Source organism: Bacteroides timonensis, assembly GCF_000513195.1.
In the GTDB taxonomy this organism is placed as follows: domain Bacteria; phylum Bacteroidota; class Bacteroidia; order Bacteroidales; family Bacteroidaceae; genus Bacteroides; species Bacteroides timonensis.
Genome location: NZ_CBVI010000115.1, coordinates 17583 through 33987 on the forward strand (window position 1 = coordinate 17583; position 16405 = coordinate 33987).

At 48.5% G+C, this 16405-nt stretch carries 9 protein-coding genes; all 9 read right to left on the bottom strand.

All coding sequences use genetic code 11. The annotated features are described in order from the left end of the window. Nucleotides 1–14: 14 nt before the first annotated feature. The 9 genes from BN161_RS21010 to BN161_RS21050 all read right to left on the bottom strand — a co-directional run bounded on the left by BN161_RS21010 (nucleotide 15) and on the right by BN161_RS21050 (nucleotide 16340). Nucleotides 15–1607, bottom strand: coding sequence for a glycoside hydrolase family 43 protein (locus BN161_RS21010; protein WP_044269979.1), 1593 nt, complete (start codon nucleotides 1605–1607; stop codon nucleotides 15–17). Nucleotides 1608–1611: 4 nt separating this feature from the next. After that, the gene (locus BN161_RS21015) at nucleotides 1612–2898 is read right to left on the bottom strand and encodes an MFS transporter (protein WP_044269981.1); all 1287 of its coding nucleotides are present in this window, start codon (nucleotides 2896–2898) and stop codon (nucleotides 1612–1614) included. Nucleotides 2899–2934: 36 nt separating this feature from the next. Beyond that, nucleotides 2935–4017, bottom strand: a complete 1083-nt coding sequence (locus BN161_RS21020) for a glycoside hydrolase family 26 protein (RefSeq protein ID WP_044269983.1) — start codon at nucleotides 4015–4017, stop codon at nucleotides 2935–2937. A gap of 278 nt (nucleotides 4018–4295) precedes the next feature. Then, complete coding sequence (locus BN161_RS21025) at nucleotides 4296–5984, bottom strand: RagB/SusD family nutrient uptake outer membrane protein (RefSeq protein WP_044269985.1); 1689 nt, start codon at nucleotides 5982–5984, stop codon at nucleotides 4296–4298. A gap of 12 nt (nucleotides 5985–5996) precedes the next feature. After that, the gene (locus tag BN161_RS21030) at nucleotides 5997–9092 is read right to left on the bottom strand and encodes a SusC/RagA family TonB-linked outer membrane protein (protein WP_044269988.1); all 3096 of its coding nucleotides are present in this window, start codon (nucleotides 9090–9092) and stop codon (nucleotides 5997–5999) included. Between the two features lie 361 nt (nucleotides 9093–9453). Next, nucleotides 9454–11529 carry an alpha-glucuronidase gene (locus BN161_RS21035; RefSeq protein ID WP_044269990.1) on the bottom strand — a complete coding sequence of 692 codons (2076 nt, stop codon included), beginning with the start codon at nucleotides 11527–11529 and terminating at the stop codon, nucleotides 9454–9456. A 21-nt stretch (nucleotides 11530–11550) separates the two neighbouring features. Then, a complete protein-coding gene (locus BN161_RS21040; RefSeq protein WP_044269992.1) occupies nucleotides 11551–12531 on the bottom strand; it encodes a Gfo/Idh/MocA family protein in 981 nt (326 codons plus the stop codon). A gap of 17 nt (nucleotides 12532–12548) precedes the next feature. Next, the gene (locus BN161_RS21045; protein ID WP_044269994.1) at nucleotides 12549–13526 is read right to left on the bottom strand and encodes a glycoside hydrolase family 43 protein; all 978 of its coding nucleotides are present in this window, start codon (nucleotides 13524–13526) and stop codon (nucleotides 12549–12551) included. A gap of 96 nt (nucleotides 13527–13622) precedes the next feature. After that, nucleotides 13623–16340: an endo-1,4-beta-xylanase gene (locus tag BN161_RS21050; protein WP_044269996.1), complete on the bottom strand. Its 2718-nt coding sequence runs from the start codon at nucleotides 16338–16340 to the stop codon at nucleotides 13623–13625. Nucleotides 16341–16405: the final 65 nt, after the last annotated feature.

A 16405-nucleotide genomic window follows, 5' to 3' on the forward strand; every position in this document is an offset into this window, starting at 1 on the left:
CAAATTAATAGAGTTTACAATAAAGGTTTGTATTCAAAGCTGTCAAAATAGGCCCATTTGCCCCGTCCTGATACATCCTGGCAGCACATACCGATGAAAGCTCCGGTAAAGGCGGCTTTGTATTCAAACTTGTTGCAAACGTAATCATCGGATATAATGGAAGCATCCAATGTACCCCCTATTTCCTGCCATGTACCCCCGTCGGTGGAATAACTGAAGCTCAACTTTTCTCTCTGAATAGTTGCCCGCAGCCATACTTCTCCCTTTTCCAGCCGGATATATTCCGGTAACGGCTCACTCCAGCGATTATCATCATTAACGAATATATTCAGCACATAGCTGTTGAGAGATTCTTCCCACGACATGAAAAGATAGTAAAAGTGCCTTGTATTGTAGTAATAGGCCAATCCTGCCATTTGCTGGAAAGTATCTGGTTGAAATTCCAGTCGGGTGCTGGCTGTAAAGTTGAAATCTTGTTGTCGCCTGGCTATCATGCTTTGGTTATGGGTGGAACAAAGTGACTCCCTACCTTTAATACTCAGGAATCCGCTCCGTTTCCTGAGTGATACCCAGGTTTCATCCATCGGCACACGGAGTGACTGGAAGTCGATAGGCATAGTCTCGTCTTCAAAATCACATCGTTCCGGTAAAACCTCCCAACGGCAGGCTGTCAAGTCGGGAGCTTCAATTTGTACCTGCGGTTCATTACCTCCGCTTTTCAGATATAGCCAGTCATCTTCGTGCCATACCACTTCCTGCAGGCATGTTTCGCGCCCCAGGGTACATCTGCCACGGGTAGTTAATGGCCGCCCTGCAAGGTGAGTCAGATACCATCTGCCATCGGGAGTAGATACTACCGAGCCGTGACCTGCCTTTTGGAGATACAAATCCGGATTGTGAGCGGAAGTCAGTACCGGATTCGTAGGATGCACTTCGTAGGGGCCGGTAATCTGTCTGGATCGTGCCAGAGTTACGGCATGATTATATTCCGTTCCGCCTTCGGCTGTTATCAGATAATACCAACCGTTGCGCTTGAAGAGTACGGGACCTTCCGTAATTCCCAATGCAGTACCGGGGAAGATATAATAAACCTCTCCGATAAGCCGGTGCTCCCGGTAAGAATATTCCTGCAAGACAATCCCACCGAAGAATTTTCCCTTCCGGTGATCTACAAGCAGATTGGGAACCCAGGCACGCCCGTCTTCGTCATGGAACAACGAAGGATCAAATCCGCTACTGTTCAGATAGATGGGGTCGGACCATTCACCGTCTATCTTGGTTGCCGTCACAAGATAGTTGTGCGTATCTTTCCATCTGCCATCGAAGCGTTTGACATCTGTGTAGACCAGATAAAACCTTCCGTCCTTGTAGGTCAGATTGGGTGCCCAGACTCCGCAAGAGTCAGGATTTCCTTTCATATTGAGTTGAGACACACGGGTGAGTGGCCGGGTTAGTAAATGCCAGTGAACCAAGTCACGGGAGTGATGTATCTGTACACCCGGAAACCAGTCAAAAGTGGAGGTGGCTATGTAGAAATCATCTCCTACGCGGCAGATAGACGGATCCGGATTAAATCCGGTCAGAATAGGGTTTGTAATCATATTCATAGTGCTAAGTTGTTTTTATGAGTTCTTTTTCCAGTTCTTCCATGTTGCGCCCCTTTGTTTCGGGGTAGAGCAGGCTGACAGAGATCAGGCAGAATACCATGATGATAGCATAAATCATAAAGGTATTGCCTGCACCCAGATGGTCTATCTCGACCGGGAACAAGGTGGTGACGGCAAAACTGATAATTCCGTTGAAAACACCTGCAAGCGATATACCCAGTCCTTTTACATGATACGGGAATATCTCAGACAGTAATATCCAGGTAATCGGACCTAATGAAATAGAGAAGCCGACTATCATGCAGAGCAGTCCGATCAGGATAATGACGGGGGAGCCCGACATATAAAACGTAGCAGATACAGTCAGCAGTGAGGCTATCATGATACACGAACCGATAATCAGCAGAGGTTTTCGTCCGATCCGGTCAATCAATGTCATGGATGCGAGGGTCATAACCACCATACATATCCCGATAAGGTTGGATTGCAGGAAAGAGCTGTCGGGGGTGAAACCCGCCATATCGAAAACTCTGGGTGCATAGAATAATACCGCATTGATTCCGCATGCCATCTGGAAGAAGGCGACACTGAAAGCAATAAACAGTATCAGCCGCATCGGGCGTTTAAACAATCTGCGTCCCTGTTCCTGATAGGAGAGGGCAGTCTTTTCCTTGTCTTTCCGTTGGCTCCGGTTTTCGGTCCATACCGGACTTTCCGGTACGAATGTCAATCCGATTAGGTAGATAATCGGGAACAAAGTACCCAATCCGAGCATCCAGCGCCATTTCAGTTCCGGACTGTCGAACCAGCCATTCACCAACGTATTGGAAGCGTAAGCCACCAGATAACCTACTCCGATGTTCAGTTGGTTGAACGATACGAGAAAACCCCGCTTATCGGAAGGTGCAAGTTCCGCAATGTATATGGGGACTACCAGCAGTGAGATTCCTATACCCAGTCCACCGATGAAGCGGCTTATCAGAAAAAACATATACGTCTGACTGAGTGCACTGCCCAATGTGCAGAAGCAAAAGAGCAGTGCTGCCAGAATGAGTGATTTCTTTCGTCCGATTCTTTCGCTGACATTTCCGGCAAAGAAGTTACCGATGAAGGTTGCCAGCATGGTGATGCTTACAGCCAGCCCTTCCTGAAAGGAGCCGGATTGTAGACCGAAAAAGTCGCCGAAGTACATGCTTGCTCCCGATACATTGGCTGATATGCCCAGCAGCAGACCACCTATCGAGACGATGAAGCAGGTGATGTACAGATATGCATTGTTTCTTTTATCCATTGATTTATTTATTCAGGGTAAATAATTACAGCGTGTTTATCGAGGCAGCTTACTCCAATCCAATTCCGCGGCATGTATATAGCCATTGCCCGAAATTTTCTCTTTCCAGTGGTTGCTTACATATTCACTTTGCTGAATACGCGAGTCGCATTGCTGGAAGGTTACATTTATTATCCACATCGGTTGTGAGAGCCATTCCACATTGATGTAAGAGAAAGCTTTAACCACATCGCTGTTTTCTTCGATAACACTGAAGAATTTGGTGAACCACTCATCCCATATCTTCCGGGCTATCTCAGGCTTTTTGATATCCGCATCGAAGTAAGTCTGTCCCTTCTGGAAGACGGGAGTCGATTCGGCTATGAATACCGGTTTGCCTTTCATCCGGGCAAACTCGATCATCACCTGATCCGGCTGACCGAAATAAGAGTAGGCACACCAGTCCACATATTCATCTCCCGGATACCATTTCTGCATATCGGACAAGGGAGTACCATCTCCTTTGGACTGCCATACATAAGCTACGTTGCGGATGCCTGCCGCATCAAAATGATCTTTGATGTGTTTGTAGGCGGGGATATACGTTTCGGGTACATAATGATTCCAGTCTGTACCGTCGAATTCATAGCCGATACGCAGAAAGACGGGACGGGGAGCAAGCTTCTTGAACCATTCACCTATTATGTCCAGCTTCCGATCATATTTGCCGGATGCTATGTCCGATTCATTTCCCACAATGGCAAGCCCTACAGCGATCATTGAGTTGTTGAAACGTTCTGATTGAGGGTATAAGTTGGCACAACAATCGCCTGAACCCCAATTGTCGATATCATAAAGACCGGATACTTTATCGGTGTCGCTACCGCCCAGTCCCAGGTAAACAGTTATTCCTGCCGGAGTCCGGAAATGATCGCAGTAGCCCTCATTGTATTGTTCCAGTCCGCCTACTGCTCCTAAATCCTGACCGATGAAGACAAAGCATTGGCCGTCTTCAGGTTCGTATTTGGAGAGTTCCCGTCCGTCAGGTTCCGGGGCGGGGGTATCGTGCTCTTTATTCTCACATCCGATACAGGAGGTGAAAAGGAGGTGAAATATGATATACTTTAGTATTGATTTCATGCTTAATAAGAGTTTATAGTTTCAATAAATTCATTACTATACCGATATGCGTTATATAGGAGTGAACAGAAGAACGTAACTTCTTGTGTGATAGTGTACTTAGTGTTCCACTAAGATTAGTCGTAGTGGAACACTAGTTCAGTCGTAGTGGGAAGTGGTTTCAGTCGTAGTGGGAAGTGGTTTCAGTCGTAGTGGGAAGTGGTTTCAGTCGTAGTGGGAAGTATGTTCAGTCCTAATGGGAATGTAGCTCATTACCGCACCACGTTGAATTCATCCCATTACTGCCTCAGATTCGGATTCTTCTCTGTTTCACTGTGAGGAATGGGTAGATAGTAATTGTTTTCATTGAATACCCGTTCCTCAATGGTTACTATTTTATAGTTATTATTGTTTCCGTCAAACTCAACCGTCATTCCCTTGATGGGTGCCCGTAGAGTCGTTGCTTCTTTCCAGCGACGCAAGTCGAAGAAGCGGTGTTCTTCCAGGCACAACTCTACGCGGCGCTCATTGTGAATACGGATACGCATCTCGTCTTTGGATAAACCTTCCGGTAATCCCGGTTGGCCTGCACGGTCGCGAACTTCGTTGACGGCATCGTACACACTTTTGTCCGGTGCAGCCAATGCCTCATTCTGCGCTTCGGCATAGTTCAGTAACACTTCTGCATAGCGGAAATAAGGCCAGTTGTTATCCTGCGCAAAGGCTCCGGTGTATAAGTCGGCAGATGCTCCGTCATATTCCTGCATCATTTTGCGAAGCCCATACCCGCAGCGTGCGCGGTAATCGTTGGGCAGACAGTTGCCGCTCCAATCCGGGTTTTGCAGATGGCGATGCATAAGTAACTGGCTTCCTTCCCAGTAACTTCCATGATAAAGCAAAGTTTGATAGAAGCGTTTGTCACGGTTGGCGTATGGATCCTGCGGATTGTAAATGGATGTAGGGTCGGTTATCAGTTTACCGTCTGTGGTTTCGTAAGCATCGGCTAAGTTCTGGGTGGGATATAAACCGTTCCAGGAACCGCGGTCGGCATCGGCAGGGTCAAGACTCCATTGCATGTGGATGTTATGCGTGATTTCCGGAAACTGGAAGCGGCGCTCAAAGATAATCTCCGTGTTGGCATTCGATTTGTCGAAGAATAAAGAACCGTAGGCATATTCACCGTTGCGGTAAAGATGATGTACTCCCAGAGTCATGACAGCTTGTGCGGCTTTGGCGGCATCTTCCCAACGCTCTTTAGAGTTGGAGGCATTGTTGAGCGGGCTGGCAAGATAGAGTAGGGCACGGGCTTTCAGCGCCAGGAAGGCACCACGGGTGGCACGCCCTTTCATGGCATCGGAAACGGTCGGGTCAAGATCTTCCGCATAGTTATCGCTCTCGGTGGCAATGAAGTTTATCAATCCTTCGAAATCGGTGGCCGGTACCAGTAGATTGTCTTCCAGTTGCTGAGCTTCCGTAATCAACGGTGCCCGTCCGAATGTCCTGGCAAGGTCGAAGTAACAGAATGCCCGCAGGAAACGTGCTTCCGCTTCGTAATATTTCTTTTCGGTCGGTGTCAGCACCACGTCTTTGGTGTCCGGAACGGCGGCAATTATCAGGTTACATTTGCGGATAATGCTGTAATTGCTCTTCCATATTTCATCGATGAACGGAGTGCTTTGCGCTGTGATCTGCCCTGTATTGAACTGATTTACATTTGCATCGAACTTGCCGTCAAAGTCGTCGGCACCGGCATCGAAGTTACCGCCGAAAGCGGCAGCCCAGTCTTGATCCCATCCCTGCGTATTACGGTTGAAGCCGCATACCAGTGTACCGTACGTATTGGCTACGAATTGATCGATAAGCTTTTTGTCCTGCCAAATCAAGTCGTCGGAGACAAATGTCGTAGGCTTGATGTCCAGCATATCAGTACAGGAAGTCATGCTGATAGCGGCAAGTAGTATGAATAGGGGTTTAAATATTTCTTTCATGATATTGTCTGTTTAAAATTGAATACTGATACCTGCGTTAAATGATTTCATTTGCGGATAAGACCAACCTTGTGAGTTTACATTCTCAGGGTCTATCTGAGGAACATCGGTAATGGTGAAGAGATTCTGTCCGCTGACGTACACACGTACATTCTCTAAACGGAGGTTACTCAACCATTTGCGCGGGAAGTTGTAACCTACTTCAATGTTTTTCAGTCTGAAATAAGACGCATCATACAGATAGGTCTGCACGGGCGGGAAATCCGTATTCGGGAAGTTGTGCGTGGACTGCTCCAGACGCGGATAACGTGTGCCGGGATTGTTTTCGCTCCATGCTTCTTTTACCCAGAACTGAGGCAGATTGCCATCATTGAAGTAAGGCATTACTACGCCACCATTCAGATAAACCTGCGCATGGGCTGCTCCCTGGAAGAGGAAACTGAGGTCGAAATTCTTCCATGCCAGGCTTCCGTTGATACCGTATACGATTTCCGGTACGTTGCCGTATCCCAGATAGGTCATATCACCGGCATTTACCACTTCGTCACCGTTTACGTTTACATATTTGATATCACCGGGACGGGTCACATAGTCGCTTCCTGCCACTTCCTGCTTGGCATACGCATCTATTTCCTGTTGGTTCTGGAAGATGCCGTCTGTCTTATAACCGTAGTAGCTGTAGATGGGACGCCCGGTTTTTCTCAAGTACTCGGAGGTTCCTGCGGCCTCAGCCATTTCCAATATCTTGTTGCGGGCATAAGTGAAGTTTCCGCCTATGGAGTAACGGACTTTACCGATGTGATGATTGAACGTCAGGTTGGCATCGATACCTTTATTCTCCACCTTGCCGATATTTTCAAGCGGGAGTTCTCCACCGAACGACCAGGGCACTTCGGCTCCTCGCTGTGCAAGGATGTCGGAACGGGTTTCTTTAAAGAAATCTAAAGACAGGTTGAACCTATCAAACAAACCTGCATCTATCGCGATATTCATCTTCTTGGAAGTTTCCCAGGTTGCCAGTGCATTGGCTATGGGGCCGGGAACCAAACCCTTGGTAACCAATTCTCCGAATACATAATCGCCAAGGTTATTCGCCAGTCCGCCGCCATGCGAACCGCGTGAAGCGTACAAGTCGAAGCGGCTGTAATACGGGAAGGCTACACCACCGGTATTGTCGTTACCCAATGTACCATAGGATCCTCTGATCTTCAGGAAATTTATCTTATTCTTCAAAGGTTCAAAGAACTTTTCTTCCGAAACCACCCAGCCGATAGACGCGGATGCAAATGTTCCCCAACGTTTGTCGGGAGCAAAGTTTTCGGAAGCGTCCCGGCGGATATTCGCTTCAAACAGGTATCTGCCGCCATAATTATAGTTGATTCTACCCACATAGCTGAGGCGTGCCGACTCTCTGTCATATCCACCCAATTGCTGTCCGGTACTGTTACCGGCACTGATCTGGTCCATTACGTCCGAGTCGAAAGAGTTGCGGGATACCCATACGTTGTGGTATTTTTCTTTGCGTCCCAATGCCATCAACAGGGCTGAAACGGTATGGTTGCCGAAAGAACGGTCGTAGGTAAGATGTCCCTGCCACTCTATGTATTCGTTGTCATTCTGATTCTGATAGAGTGAGGCGCTACCTCGTGGCTGCAAGTTGTAGTTGTTGTCTTGGTCGCGTACATACAGGTAAGGGGAGAGTGACCAGGTCTTCTGGGCGTAATTGTTTTTATCGTATGAGAAGACACCCTTTATTTTCAATCCTTGGGTTACGAACGGAAGGTCTTGAGTCAGTTCGAGGCGGGTTAACAGACTGTTGTTTCGTGAGTCACTGTATCCTGCGTCTTTGCTGGTTTGCGCCATGATGTTCGGGTGAGTGGCATCGGGTACTGTGTAAAGGCCATTGTCATACTTGGCAAGTAGCACAGGAGTATTACGGATCAACTGCTGGAAGACATTGGTACTGCTCTGTGGGCTTCCATGACGGTATTCCACACGACCGGATGCATCTACCGAGAGCTGAGTGGTAGAAGTGATCTTTATGTCGATATTGCTTCTTAAAGAGTAGCGTTCGTAGTTCAGATTGTCCCACAAACCATCCTGATGTACATATCCGAAGCTGGTAAAGAACTTGATGTTATCGCGTCCGCCGTCCACGGTAATGTTGTGCTGATGCTGCACTGCATTCTTTGACAGCATTTCTTTGTACCAGTCGGTGTTCGGATAACGTTCGGGATCAGAGCCGTCGGCGAATTTTCTGATTTCCTCGTCTGTATAGATTGTATTGCCCATGTATATGTTCTTCATTCGGGCATAGTCGGTAGAATTGGCAAATTCCGGCAGACTTGTAGGCTTCTGTATTGATACGTTGCCCGAGTACTTTACGTGGACTTTTCCGGTATTGCCTCGTTTGGTAGTGACCAGTATAACCCCGTTGGCACCGCGCATACCGAAGATAGCGGCTGAGGCGGCATCTTTCAATACGTTCAGCGATTCTATTTCATTGGGATCTATGCGGGCAAAGTCTTCTGCCTGGCGTTCGATGCCGTCGATGATATAGGTAGGTGAAGTTCCTCCCTGGAAAGTGGCAACACCGCGGATATAGATTTGTGAGCCGTCCAGTCCCGGTTCTCCGGTGGTTTGTTTGGCTATCAATCCGGGAATCTGTCCGATAAGTGCGTTGGAGGTATTTGCCGATTGGGCTTTCAGAATCTCGTCGCTTTTCACGGAAGCTACGGCACCTGTCAGATTTACTTTCTTCTGGACGCCATATCCCACGACTACTACTTCATCCAGTTTCATGTTGTCTTCACTCATAACTACACGCATATCTTTGGCAGCGGCAAGTGTTACGGTGCGATATCCTATATAAGATATCTTCAGCATGTTTCCTATGCGGGTTTCGAGCGAGAATTTACCGTCTATATCGGAGATGGTACCTTTTTGTGTCTTCTGGTCCTGTATGGATACACCAATCAGCGGCTCTCCGTTTTCATCAATAACCAGACCTTGAATAAGACTCTCTTGTGCGTATCCGCTTGCCGTTATAAGAAGAAATAGTATCCATGCAAGAGGCCGCAGTGTGATAAGTGGCAGTCTTTTCTTCATAATATTAAAAGATTTAATAGTTAATAATAGTGTTTTCATGCAATACAGAGAAAAGGGATATCCGAGGTTACCGCGCGTTGTAGTCCGTCCATCCTTTGGTCTGTTTGGCTGATACAAAAGTAGAGGGTGGGAAGAGTAAAAGCAAGCGAATCACTACTCTTTACATACTTTTGTCGGAGGTAAATTATACGTTTGAAATACGCTTGCTGATTGCTAATGTGTTGATAAGTAGTTGTGTATATAAGCATGGACTTTGTTCGTGTATAAAAATAGCCTTCATGTTTTCATAGAATCAGCCGAATATAAAAAAGAGGGGAAGCTTTGGCTTCTCCTCTTGAAGATAGGTTTGTGAAGTATGTGATTACCTTCTTTCATTCAGCATTTTCGGTGTCGGGCATTCATGATTGTCGATAGGAAGCTTCACTTGTTTCAAATCGTCCAATTCATGTATTGGCCTTTCCACTTCGTAAGGGGGACGCATACCCGAAAATTCCTGGAAGTATAGCAGACAGGCATCTTTCCACCATACGGCATCACGTGCCTGTATCTTCAGGCGTGACTGTACATCCTTGAAACGTTCCGCATCGATATAGTTCTCGGCCAGGTCCCATTTTTTCTGAAAACTTCTTACCAGCTGTACACCATGATCGTAGCGATAGCAAAGCTCGTCCCATAAAGTACGTCCGCTTTGCATGGTGTGTTGCCAAGGGGCATGATGGAACCACAAGAGATACTCATCCGGACAAGTACGGATGTCATCGTAAAGGTGGCAGAGTGAATCGGGATATTGGGCTGTGGCATTGCTACCCGTGTGGCTACGATCGAAACCTATGCCTGCCTTATCAGCTTTGTGATAATAAGACGGCATCCAGTCGGGGCGTGCACCGGGCACATCGCACCAAGGTTCCGGGCCGTAATGGTGTCCCCATGCAAAGAGGTGATGCAGCCCGAGCGGCATCATATAGTCTACCACAGCCTCGCGGCTTTCCATCATCATTTGCTTTAATGAAGAATGAAGAGTTAAGAATGAAGAATTGGCTGCACTATCGGTCTGCAAACCTTCTTCATTCTTCATTTTTAGTTCTTCATTGTAGAAGGTCTGTTTCAGCCATTCTTCTGCGATTGTTTCTGATGTCAGGGAAGGATTCCAGGCCATGCGCCCGAAAGCGTACCAGTTGGCTTGGGCGAAAGGATGACCGCACCAGTTTGTATCCGTACCTATATTGGCAACACCTGCTATGGCTTTCAGTGAAGACGGCTTCACAAAGTCGAAGAACTCTTCCCACATCGGGGCAAGATAGGCAAGGTGATTGGAGAAGCCCAGATATTCTTGTGTAATCTGGAATTCGACCATCTGCGGAGTCCGGGGCATAGCGCCGAATAAAGGACTATACGGTTCGCGAGGCTGGAAGTCGACCGGACCGTTCTTTATCTGTACGATGACATTGTCGCGGAATTGTCCATCCAAAGGCTGGAATTCCAGATAGGCTTGCTTAGCGCGGTCTGCATCCGTTGGGCTGTAGACGAAAGCACGCCACATGACAATACCTTTATAGGGCTTCAATGCATCTGCCAGCATATTGGCACCTTCGGCGTGTGTACGGTTGAAGTCGCACGGGCCGGGCTGTCCTTCGGAATTGGCTTTCACCAGGAAGCCACCGAAGTCGGGAATGGTGCGATAGATCTCTTTGGCTTTCTGCTTCCACCAGGCGATGACATCTTTGTCCAAAGGATCGGCTGTGGAAAGCCCGCCCAGTTGCATGGGGGAGGCAAAGTTGATAGAGAGATATACCTTGATGCCGTAAGGACGGAATATGTCTGCCAGAGCCTTTACCTTTTCCAGATATTCGGCGGAAAGGATTTTAGAAGAAGCATTTACATTGTTCAGTACCGTTGCATTGATTCCGATGGAGGCATTGGCACGCGCATAAGCTTCGTATCTGTCGGAGAGTGTGCCGGGCAGTTCTTCCCAGTTCCAGAGAGATTTGCCGGCATAACCGCGCTCGATGCTGCGGTCGAGGTTGTCCCAATGATTGAGAATACGCAGGTCATAGGCAGGATTCTCCGTTATTTCCTGGTCTGTTTCCGAAGGTTTTCCAAAGTTCCGCATTTCTTGCAGGCGGATCAGGTGATAGGCAGCATAAAGCAAACCCGCTTCGCTGGGAGAAGTGACGGTGAGTTTTCCATTTGCCTGTCGTATACGGAAGCCTTCGGGAGATAGTTGTTTGTCTTTCTTCAGTACAAGCGTAACGGGGAGCCCCTGCCATGCCTGCTTCAGTTCACGGACGGCTATATTTAGTGTCGGAGACTGGCGAGGCGCTGTAATTTGTGCCCGGGCATCTGTCGATTGCCGGAGCCACAAACGGCTGCCGTCTTCCGCGGATACGGGTCCGAGTAAACAAGATAATAATAAGAATAAAGAGAGCAGTTTTTTCATAAACAAAAAGTATTGGTTGGTTTATTCATCGGCGGGGTAGCGTACTCCCCATTCGCGGCGTAAGTCATCCATCATGCGCATGATGCGCAGGGTTTCGGCGTGAGGCATATAGGGAGATTCGAGCCACCCGTTCCTCAGAGCTTCCATGGATGCATATACCTGGTATTCGTATCCGGTGATTTGTGGCGGACAGTTGTAGACAACTGCCGTCTTATAATCTTCTGTTACCACCCTGATTCGTTGTGGATTGTTGATATTTTCAATGATTAGATGGCCTTTGTCACCGGAAATGATGCCTTGGCGGTCGGTCATACTCAGCATACTGCTGTGCAGTACAGCGATTTTCCCATCCTTGAATGTAAGAGTTATACTATTCTGTGCATCGACTCCGGTATCGGTCTTTACGCAGGTAGAGGTGACACACTCTACATCCGTCCCGAAAACCATGGAAGCAAAGTTCAGTGCATACACTCCCAGGTCGAGCAGAGCCCCGCCTGCCAGTGCCGGTTGGCGGAGGCGCTCACGGTTGCCGATTGGGTAACCCAGATTGGCAGACAGCGTCATGGGGCGTCCGATGATTCCACCGTTTACAAGGTCATTGATGGTTTGCGATAGAGGCATATAACGTGTCCAGATAGCTTCGGTGATGAAGAGCTCCTTTTCTTTGGCAAGATTCAGCAGTTCTTCCGCCTGGCGGGCATTGGCGGTGAATGCCTTTTCGCATAAAACCGCTTTGCCTTTCAGCAGACTCATACGTGCATGTTCGAAATGGTGAGAATGGGGAGTGGCAATATATACCAACTCCACCTCTTCATCATCCAGCATTTCTTCATAAGAACCGTAGGCACGGGTGAAACCCCACCGGTCGGCAAAGTCACAGGCAGTCTGCAACTGGCGGGAAGCGACTGCATAAGCTTCTACTCCCTCCATTCCTTCGAGGGTGATTGCCATCTTTTCGGCAATCCACCCGGTACCTATAATACCTATTTTGACAGTATCCATACTCTATCGGGCAACGGTTAATCCAGTCCTTCAATGGTGATAATTTTTCCGTCGGCGTCGTATTCCAGTTCGCATACTTTCAGGCTGCGCAACCAGGTGCGTCCGCCGGAAGGCACACTGTCGTGATGGAACAGATACCATTTGCCCCGGTATTCCACAATGGAGTGGTGGGTAGTCCAGCCTACTACCGGAGTCAGGATTACTCCCTGATAGGTGAAAGGACCATAAGGATTGTCGCCGATGGCGTAGCACAGACGGTGGGTATCACCGGTAGAGTAGGAGAAGTAATACTTTCCGTTATACTTGTGCATCCAGCTTGCTTCAAAGAAACGGCGTTCGTTGTCTCCGGCTGTCAGCGGTTGCCCGTTTTCGTCCAGGATCACTACGGCTTTAGGTTCTTCGGCAAATTGCAGCATGTCCGCACTGAGTTTGGCAACGCGTCCGGGGATGGACGGCTCGTTGTCTGCGGGGAAAGTAGCTCCACTTTCCAGGGCTTTATTGTCGCGATAGCGTTGCAATTGTCCGCCCCACAGACCACCGAAGTACATGTAGTAGTTACCGTCTCCATCATTCAGAACGGCAGGGTCCATGCTGTAACTTCCGCGCATCGGGTCGGGTTGGGGAATGAACGGACCTTCGGGACGGTCGCTGATGGCAACACCGATACGGAAGATATCGTTCTGGTCTTTCAGGGGGAAATACATATAATATTTGCCGTCTTTCTCAGCTACGTCGCAATCCCAGAGTTGGCGTCCTGCCCAGGGAATATCTTCGGTGGTGAGTACCAGTCCGTGGTCTACGATTTCACCTTTCATGGGGTCATCGGTAGAGAAGACGTGGTAGTCTTTCATATTGAAATGGTCGCCGTTATCATTTTCGGGGATACCGCTTTCCCAATCGTGGGAAGGGTAGATGTAGAGACGGTCGTTGAACACATGCACGGCAGGGTCTGCCATATAATCTCCGGGTACCAGATATCTTTTTTCTTTCTTCATAATGGTATTGTTTTTAAGTTATTGATAGTTTCAGTTATTAATGTGAATCAGTAGTTGAATTATGTTCATTTCTATACGGATATGAACATAATTCATCTACTGATTCGTATTATTAGTATTCTCATAATCTCCTGTGGCATAAATGCCGACCATGGTTCCGGTAAAACCTCCGGCTGTCTGCGTGCTTATCAGGTCGGCGGAGACGGGTTCGCCTACTTGCGTCCAGTTACCTTTAGGACTGGTGGAGTAGCTGAAGGTATAGTTTACTGCATTATCTCCTTCCACTTTCAGATATACTTTTCCATCTGTCCGGGTTAGCGGGCTGTTTGCCTGTTTGCACAGTCTGCCATGGCTGTATGTTTCCAGAAGCATGACGGGGTTGCCGTCTTGATCCAATGTCTTTCCGAAGCGAATATAGCAATTATCATCATGGAAACAGATGATGCCTGCGAAATCCTTCGGCTGTTGTGGCACGAAGTCCAAGCCGGTCTGAGCTGTGAATGTCCAATTGTTAATCCAGCGACCGATGGCAGCAGGCTGACGCTTTTGGTTAAGATCAGTGCTGCTGGCGGTCATTTCCAACTGCCCTTTGCTGTTTATATCATAGCAGGGCACCAGTGGAGTGCGGATAAAAAATGCTTCTTTAGCCAGTCCGTTTGCTGTCCATAGTGGGGCAGGACCGTAGGAGCGGTCGGCGGTATAAGTGATGATGTCACCCTCAGGAAGAATAATGGGTTGATTCTCTTTCCAGGTCACCGGGAGCATGAAAGTCTCGCGTCCCATCACGTCGTGACCGTCGCGATAGGGGCGGACACCGAGGAAAACAGCATACCAGTCGCCATCGGGAGTTTCCACCAGATCGGCATGACCGACGCAGGTAACCGGGTTGGGACGGTCGCCCGGCAAGCCGCGTTGCGTCAATATCGGGTTGATGGCACAAGGTTTGAAAGGGCCGAATGGAGACGCAGAGGTGAAGATCACTTCCGAGTGGTTGGGGCCTGTGCCACCTTCGGCAGCCATCAGGTAGTATGTGCCGTTGATGTGGTAGAGGTGTGGACCTTCTATCCAGCTGGGATGCTGGGTTTTGTCTACACCCCCGTCAATAATCATCTTCTGTTTTCCTATGGTACAACCGTTTTTCCAGTCAAATTCGCGTATCCAGATAGCGCGGTGACCGTCATATTCGGGCTTTCCTGCCGGACCGTCATTGTTCACAATGTATGCTTTCCCGTCTTCATCGAAGAGAAATCCGGGGTCGATGCCGCCCACTTCGGGCAGGAAAGTGGGATCACTCCAGTTTCCTTTCTTCGGATCATCCGTGGTGACGAAGAAGTTGCCGCCACCGTCTACGGCTGTGGTGATCAGATAGAACAGTCCGTTGTGAGGATTGTATTTGATGTCCGGAGCATAGATACCGCCGCTGATACGCAGGCCGTCGTACATAGGCAACTGTGAGGGGCGGTTGAGGACGTAGCCCAGTTGTTCCCAGTTCGTCAGATCTGTGCTGTGCCAGATGGGTACGCCGGGGTAGAAGGCGAAAGAGGAGTTGACCATATAATAGTCGTTTCCTACGCGGCAGATGCTCGGGTCGGGATAACAACCCGGTAACACGGGATTCAATGTGCCCGGTGTGGTAACCTGACCAGTTGCTTTATCGGTATCCTTGGGAGCTACCGTATACGTGAACTCATCGAACACAGCCTTTTTCGGTTCCAGAATTTCTTTCAGGAAGGGCTTGGGCTGATAGTTACGGTCGAAGAGTAGGGGATATTCCCGTCTTCCCGGTACGGGCCAGTCATTCTTCCAGGAGTCGCCGTCCGATACTCCCCAGGCGGTTACGCGTGTAATGACGTCCGAGTGCTTTATGAAAAGTTCCATGAACGATTTCATACGTGCATTCCACAGATTGGAAACACTATCCGGCAGAGTTTCGGGATAGGGATTTAAGGCTTTCTCAAAGGCTACTTTGTCGGCAATATTTGCTCCGCGGTTTACGGTTGGCAAAGCACTCATGTCCCATTCCGTTATCATCACTTTAGCGCCTGTGGAGGCAAAGGCGAGAAGGCTGGTTTCATATTCACCTATACTCGGGTAATCCAATCCCATGTGTCCCTGCATACCTATGGCATCTATGCGCAATCCTTTTTCTTTGAGTGAATTGACCATGCGCACCACTGCGTCGCGGCGTCCCGGTTCGTGCATACCGTAGTCGTTATAGTAGAGTTCCGCTTCCGGATCTGCCTCATGTGCATATTGGAAAGCCAGCGGGATATATTCTTCTCCCAGTATCTCGTAGAACTTGCTTTTGCGGTAGCTTCCGTCTCCTTCGATGGCTTCGTTTACTACGTCCCAGCCTTTAATGCGACCTTTGTATCGGCCCACGATAGTATGAATATGACTTTTCAGTCGCTCTTTCAGGACTTCGGGTGAAACATTCTTTCCTTCGGCATCTGTGCAGAACCAAGGTGAGAGCTGGGAATGCCACACCAGGCAATGCCCGATGATGAACATTCCGTTATCCTCGCCGAACTGAACGAATTCGTCTGCCAGGCTAAAGTCATATCTGTCTTCTTCCGGGTGTATCACTTCACTCTTCATGCAGTTTTCGGCCACAATGGAGTTGAAGTGGCGGCGCACTACATCGACTGCGCTGGTGTCGCGACCCGCAGCCTGTTCGGAATTAATGGCGACACCAACAAGGAATTTATCACCGAGAATGTTTGTTAGAGTCGGGTCTGCCGCAACAGGTTTGTCACTATTACAAGACATTAATGCGGCAGCACAAACTGATAATGCTAAATACTTTAATTTCATGCTGTTTTAGTATGATTAATAGGTACTTATTGCTTTACCTACCACCTCCCCCTACGGGGACTCCT

What these genes read in the sequence shown, in the direction of transcription:
- BN161_RS21050 (WP_044269996.1), bottom strand. Translation starts at nt 16,340, where the DNA reads ATGAAATTAAAGTATTTAGCATTATCAGTTTGTGCTGCCGCATTAATG.
- BN161_RS21015 (WP_044269981.1), bottom strand. Translation starts at nt 2,898, where the DNA reads ATGGATAAAAGAAACAATGCATATCTGTACATCACCTGCTTCATCGTC.
- BN161_RS21010 (WP_044269979.1), bottom strand. Translation starts at nt 1,607, where the DNA reads ATGAATATGATTACAAACCCTATTCTGACCGGATTTAATCCGGATCCG.
- BN161_RS21040 (WP_044269992.1), bottom strand. Translation starts at nt 12,531, where the DNA reads ATGGATACTGTCAAAATAGGTATTATAGGTACCGGGTGGATTGCCGAA.
- BN161_RS21025 (WP_044269985.1), bottom strand. Translation starts at nt 5,984, where the DNA reads ATGAAAGAAATATTTAAACCCCTATTCATACTACTTGCCGCTATCAGC.
- BN161_RS21030 (WP_044269988.1), bottom strand. Translation starts at nt 9,092, where the DNA reads ATGAAGAAAAGACTGCCACTTATCACACTGCGGCCTCTTGCATGGATA.
- BN161_RS21035 (WP_044269990.1), bottom strand. Translation starts at nt 11,529, where the DNA reads ATGAAAAAACTGCTCTCTTTATTCTTATTATTATCTTGTTTACTCGGA.
- BN161_RS21045 (WP_044269994.1), bottom strand. Translation starts at nt 13,526, where the DNA reads ATGAAGAAAGAAAAAAGATATCTGGTACCCGGAGATTATATGGCAGAC.
- BN161_RS21020 (WP_044269983.1), bottom strand. Translation starts at nt 4,017, where the DNA reads ATGAAATCAATACTAAAGTATATCATATTTCACCTCCTTTTCACCTCC.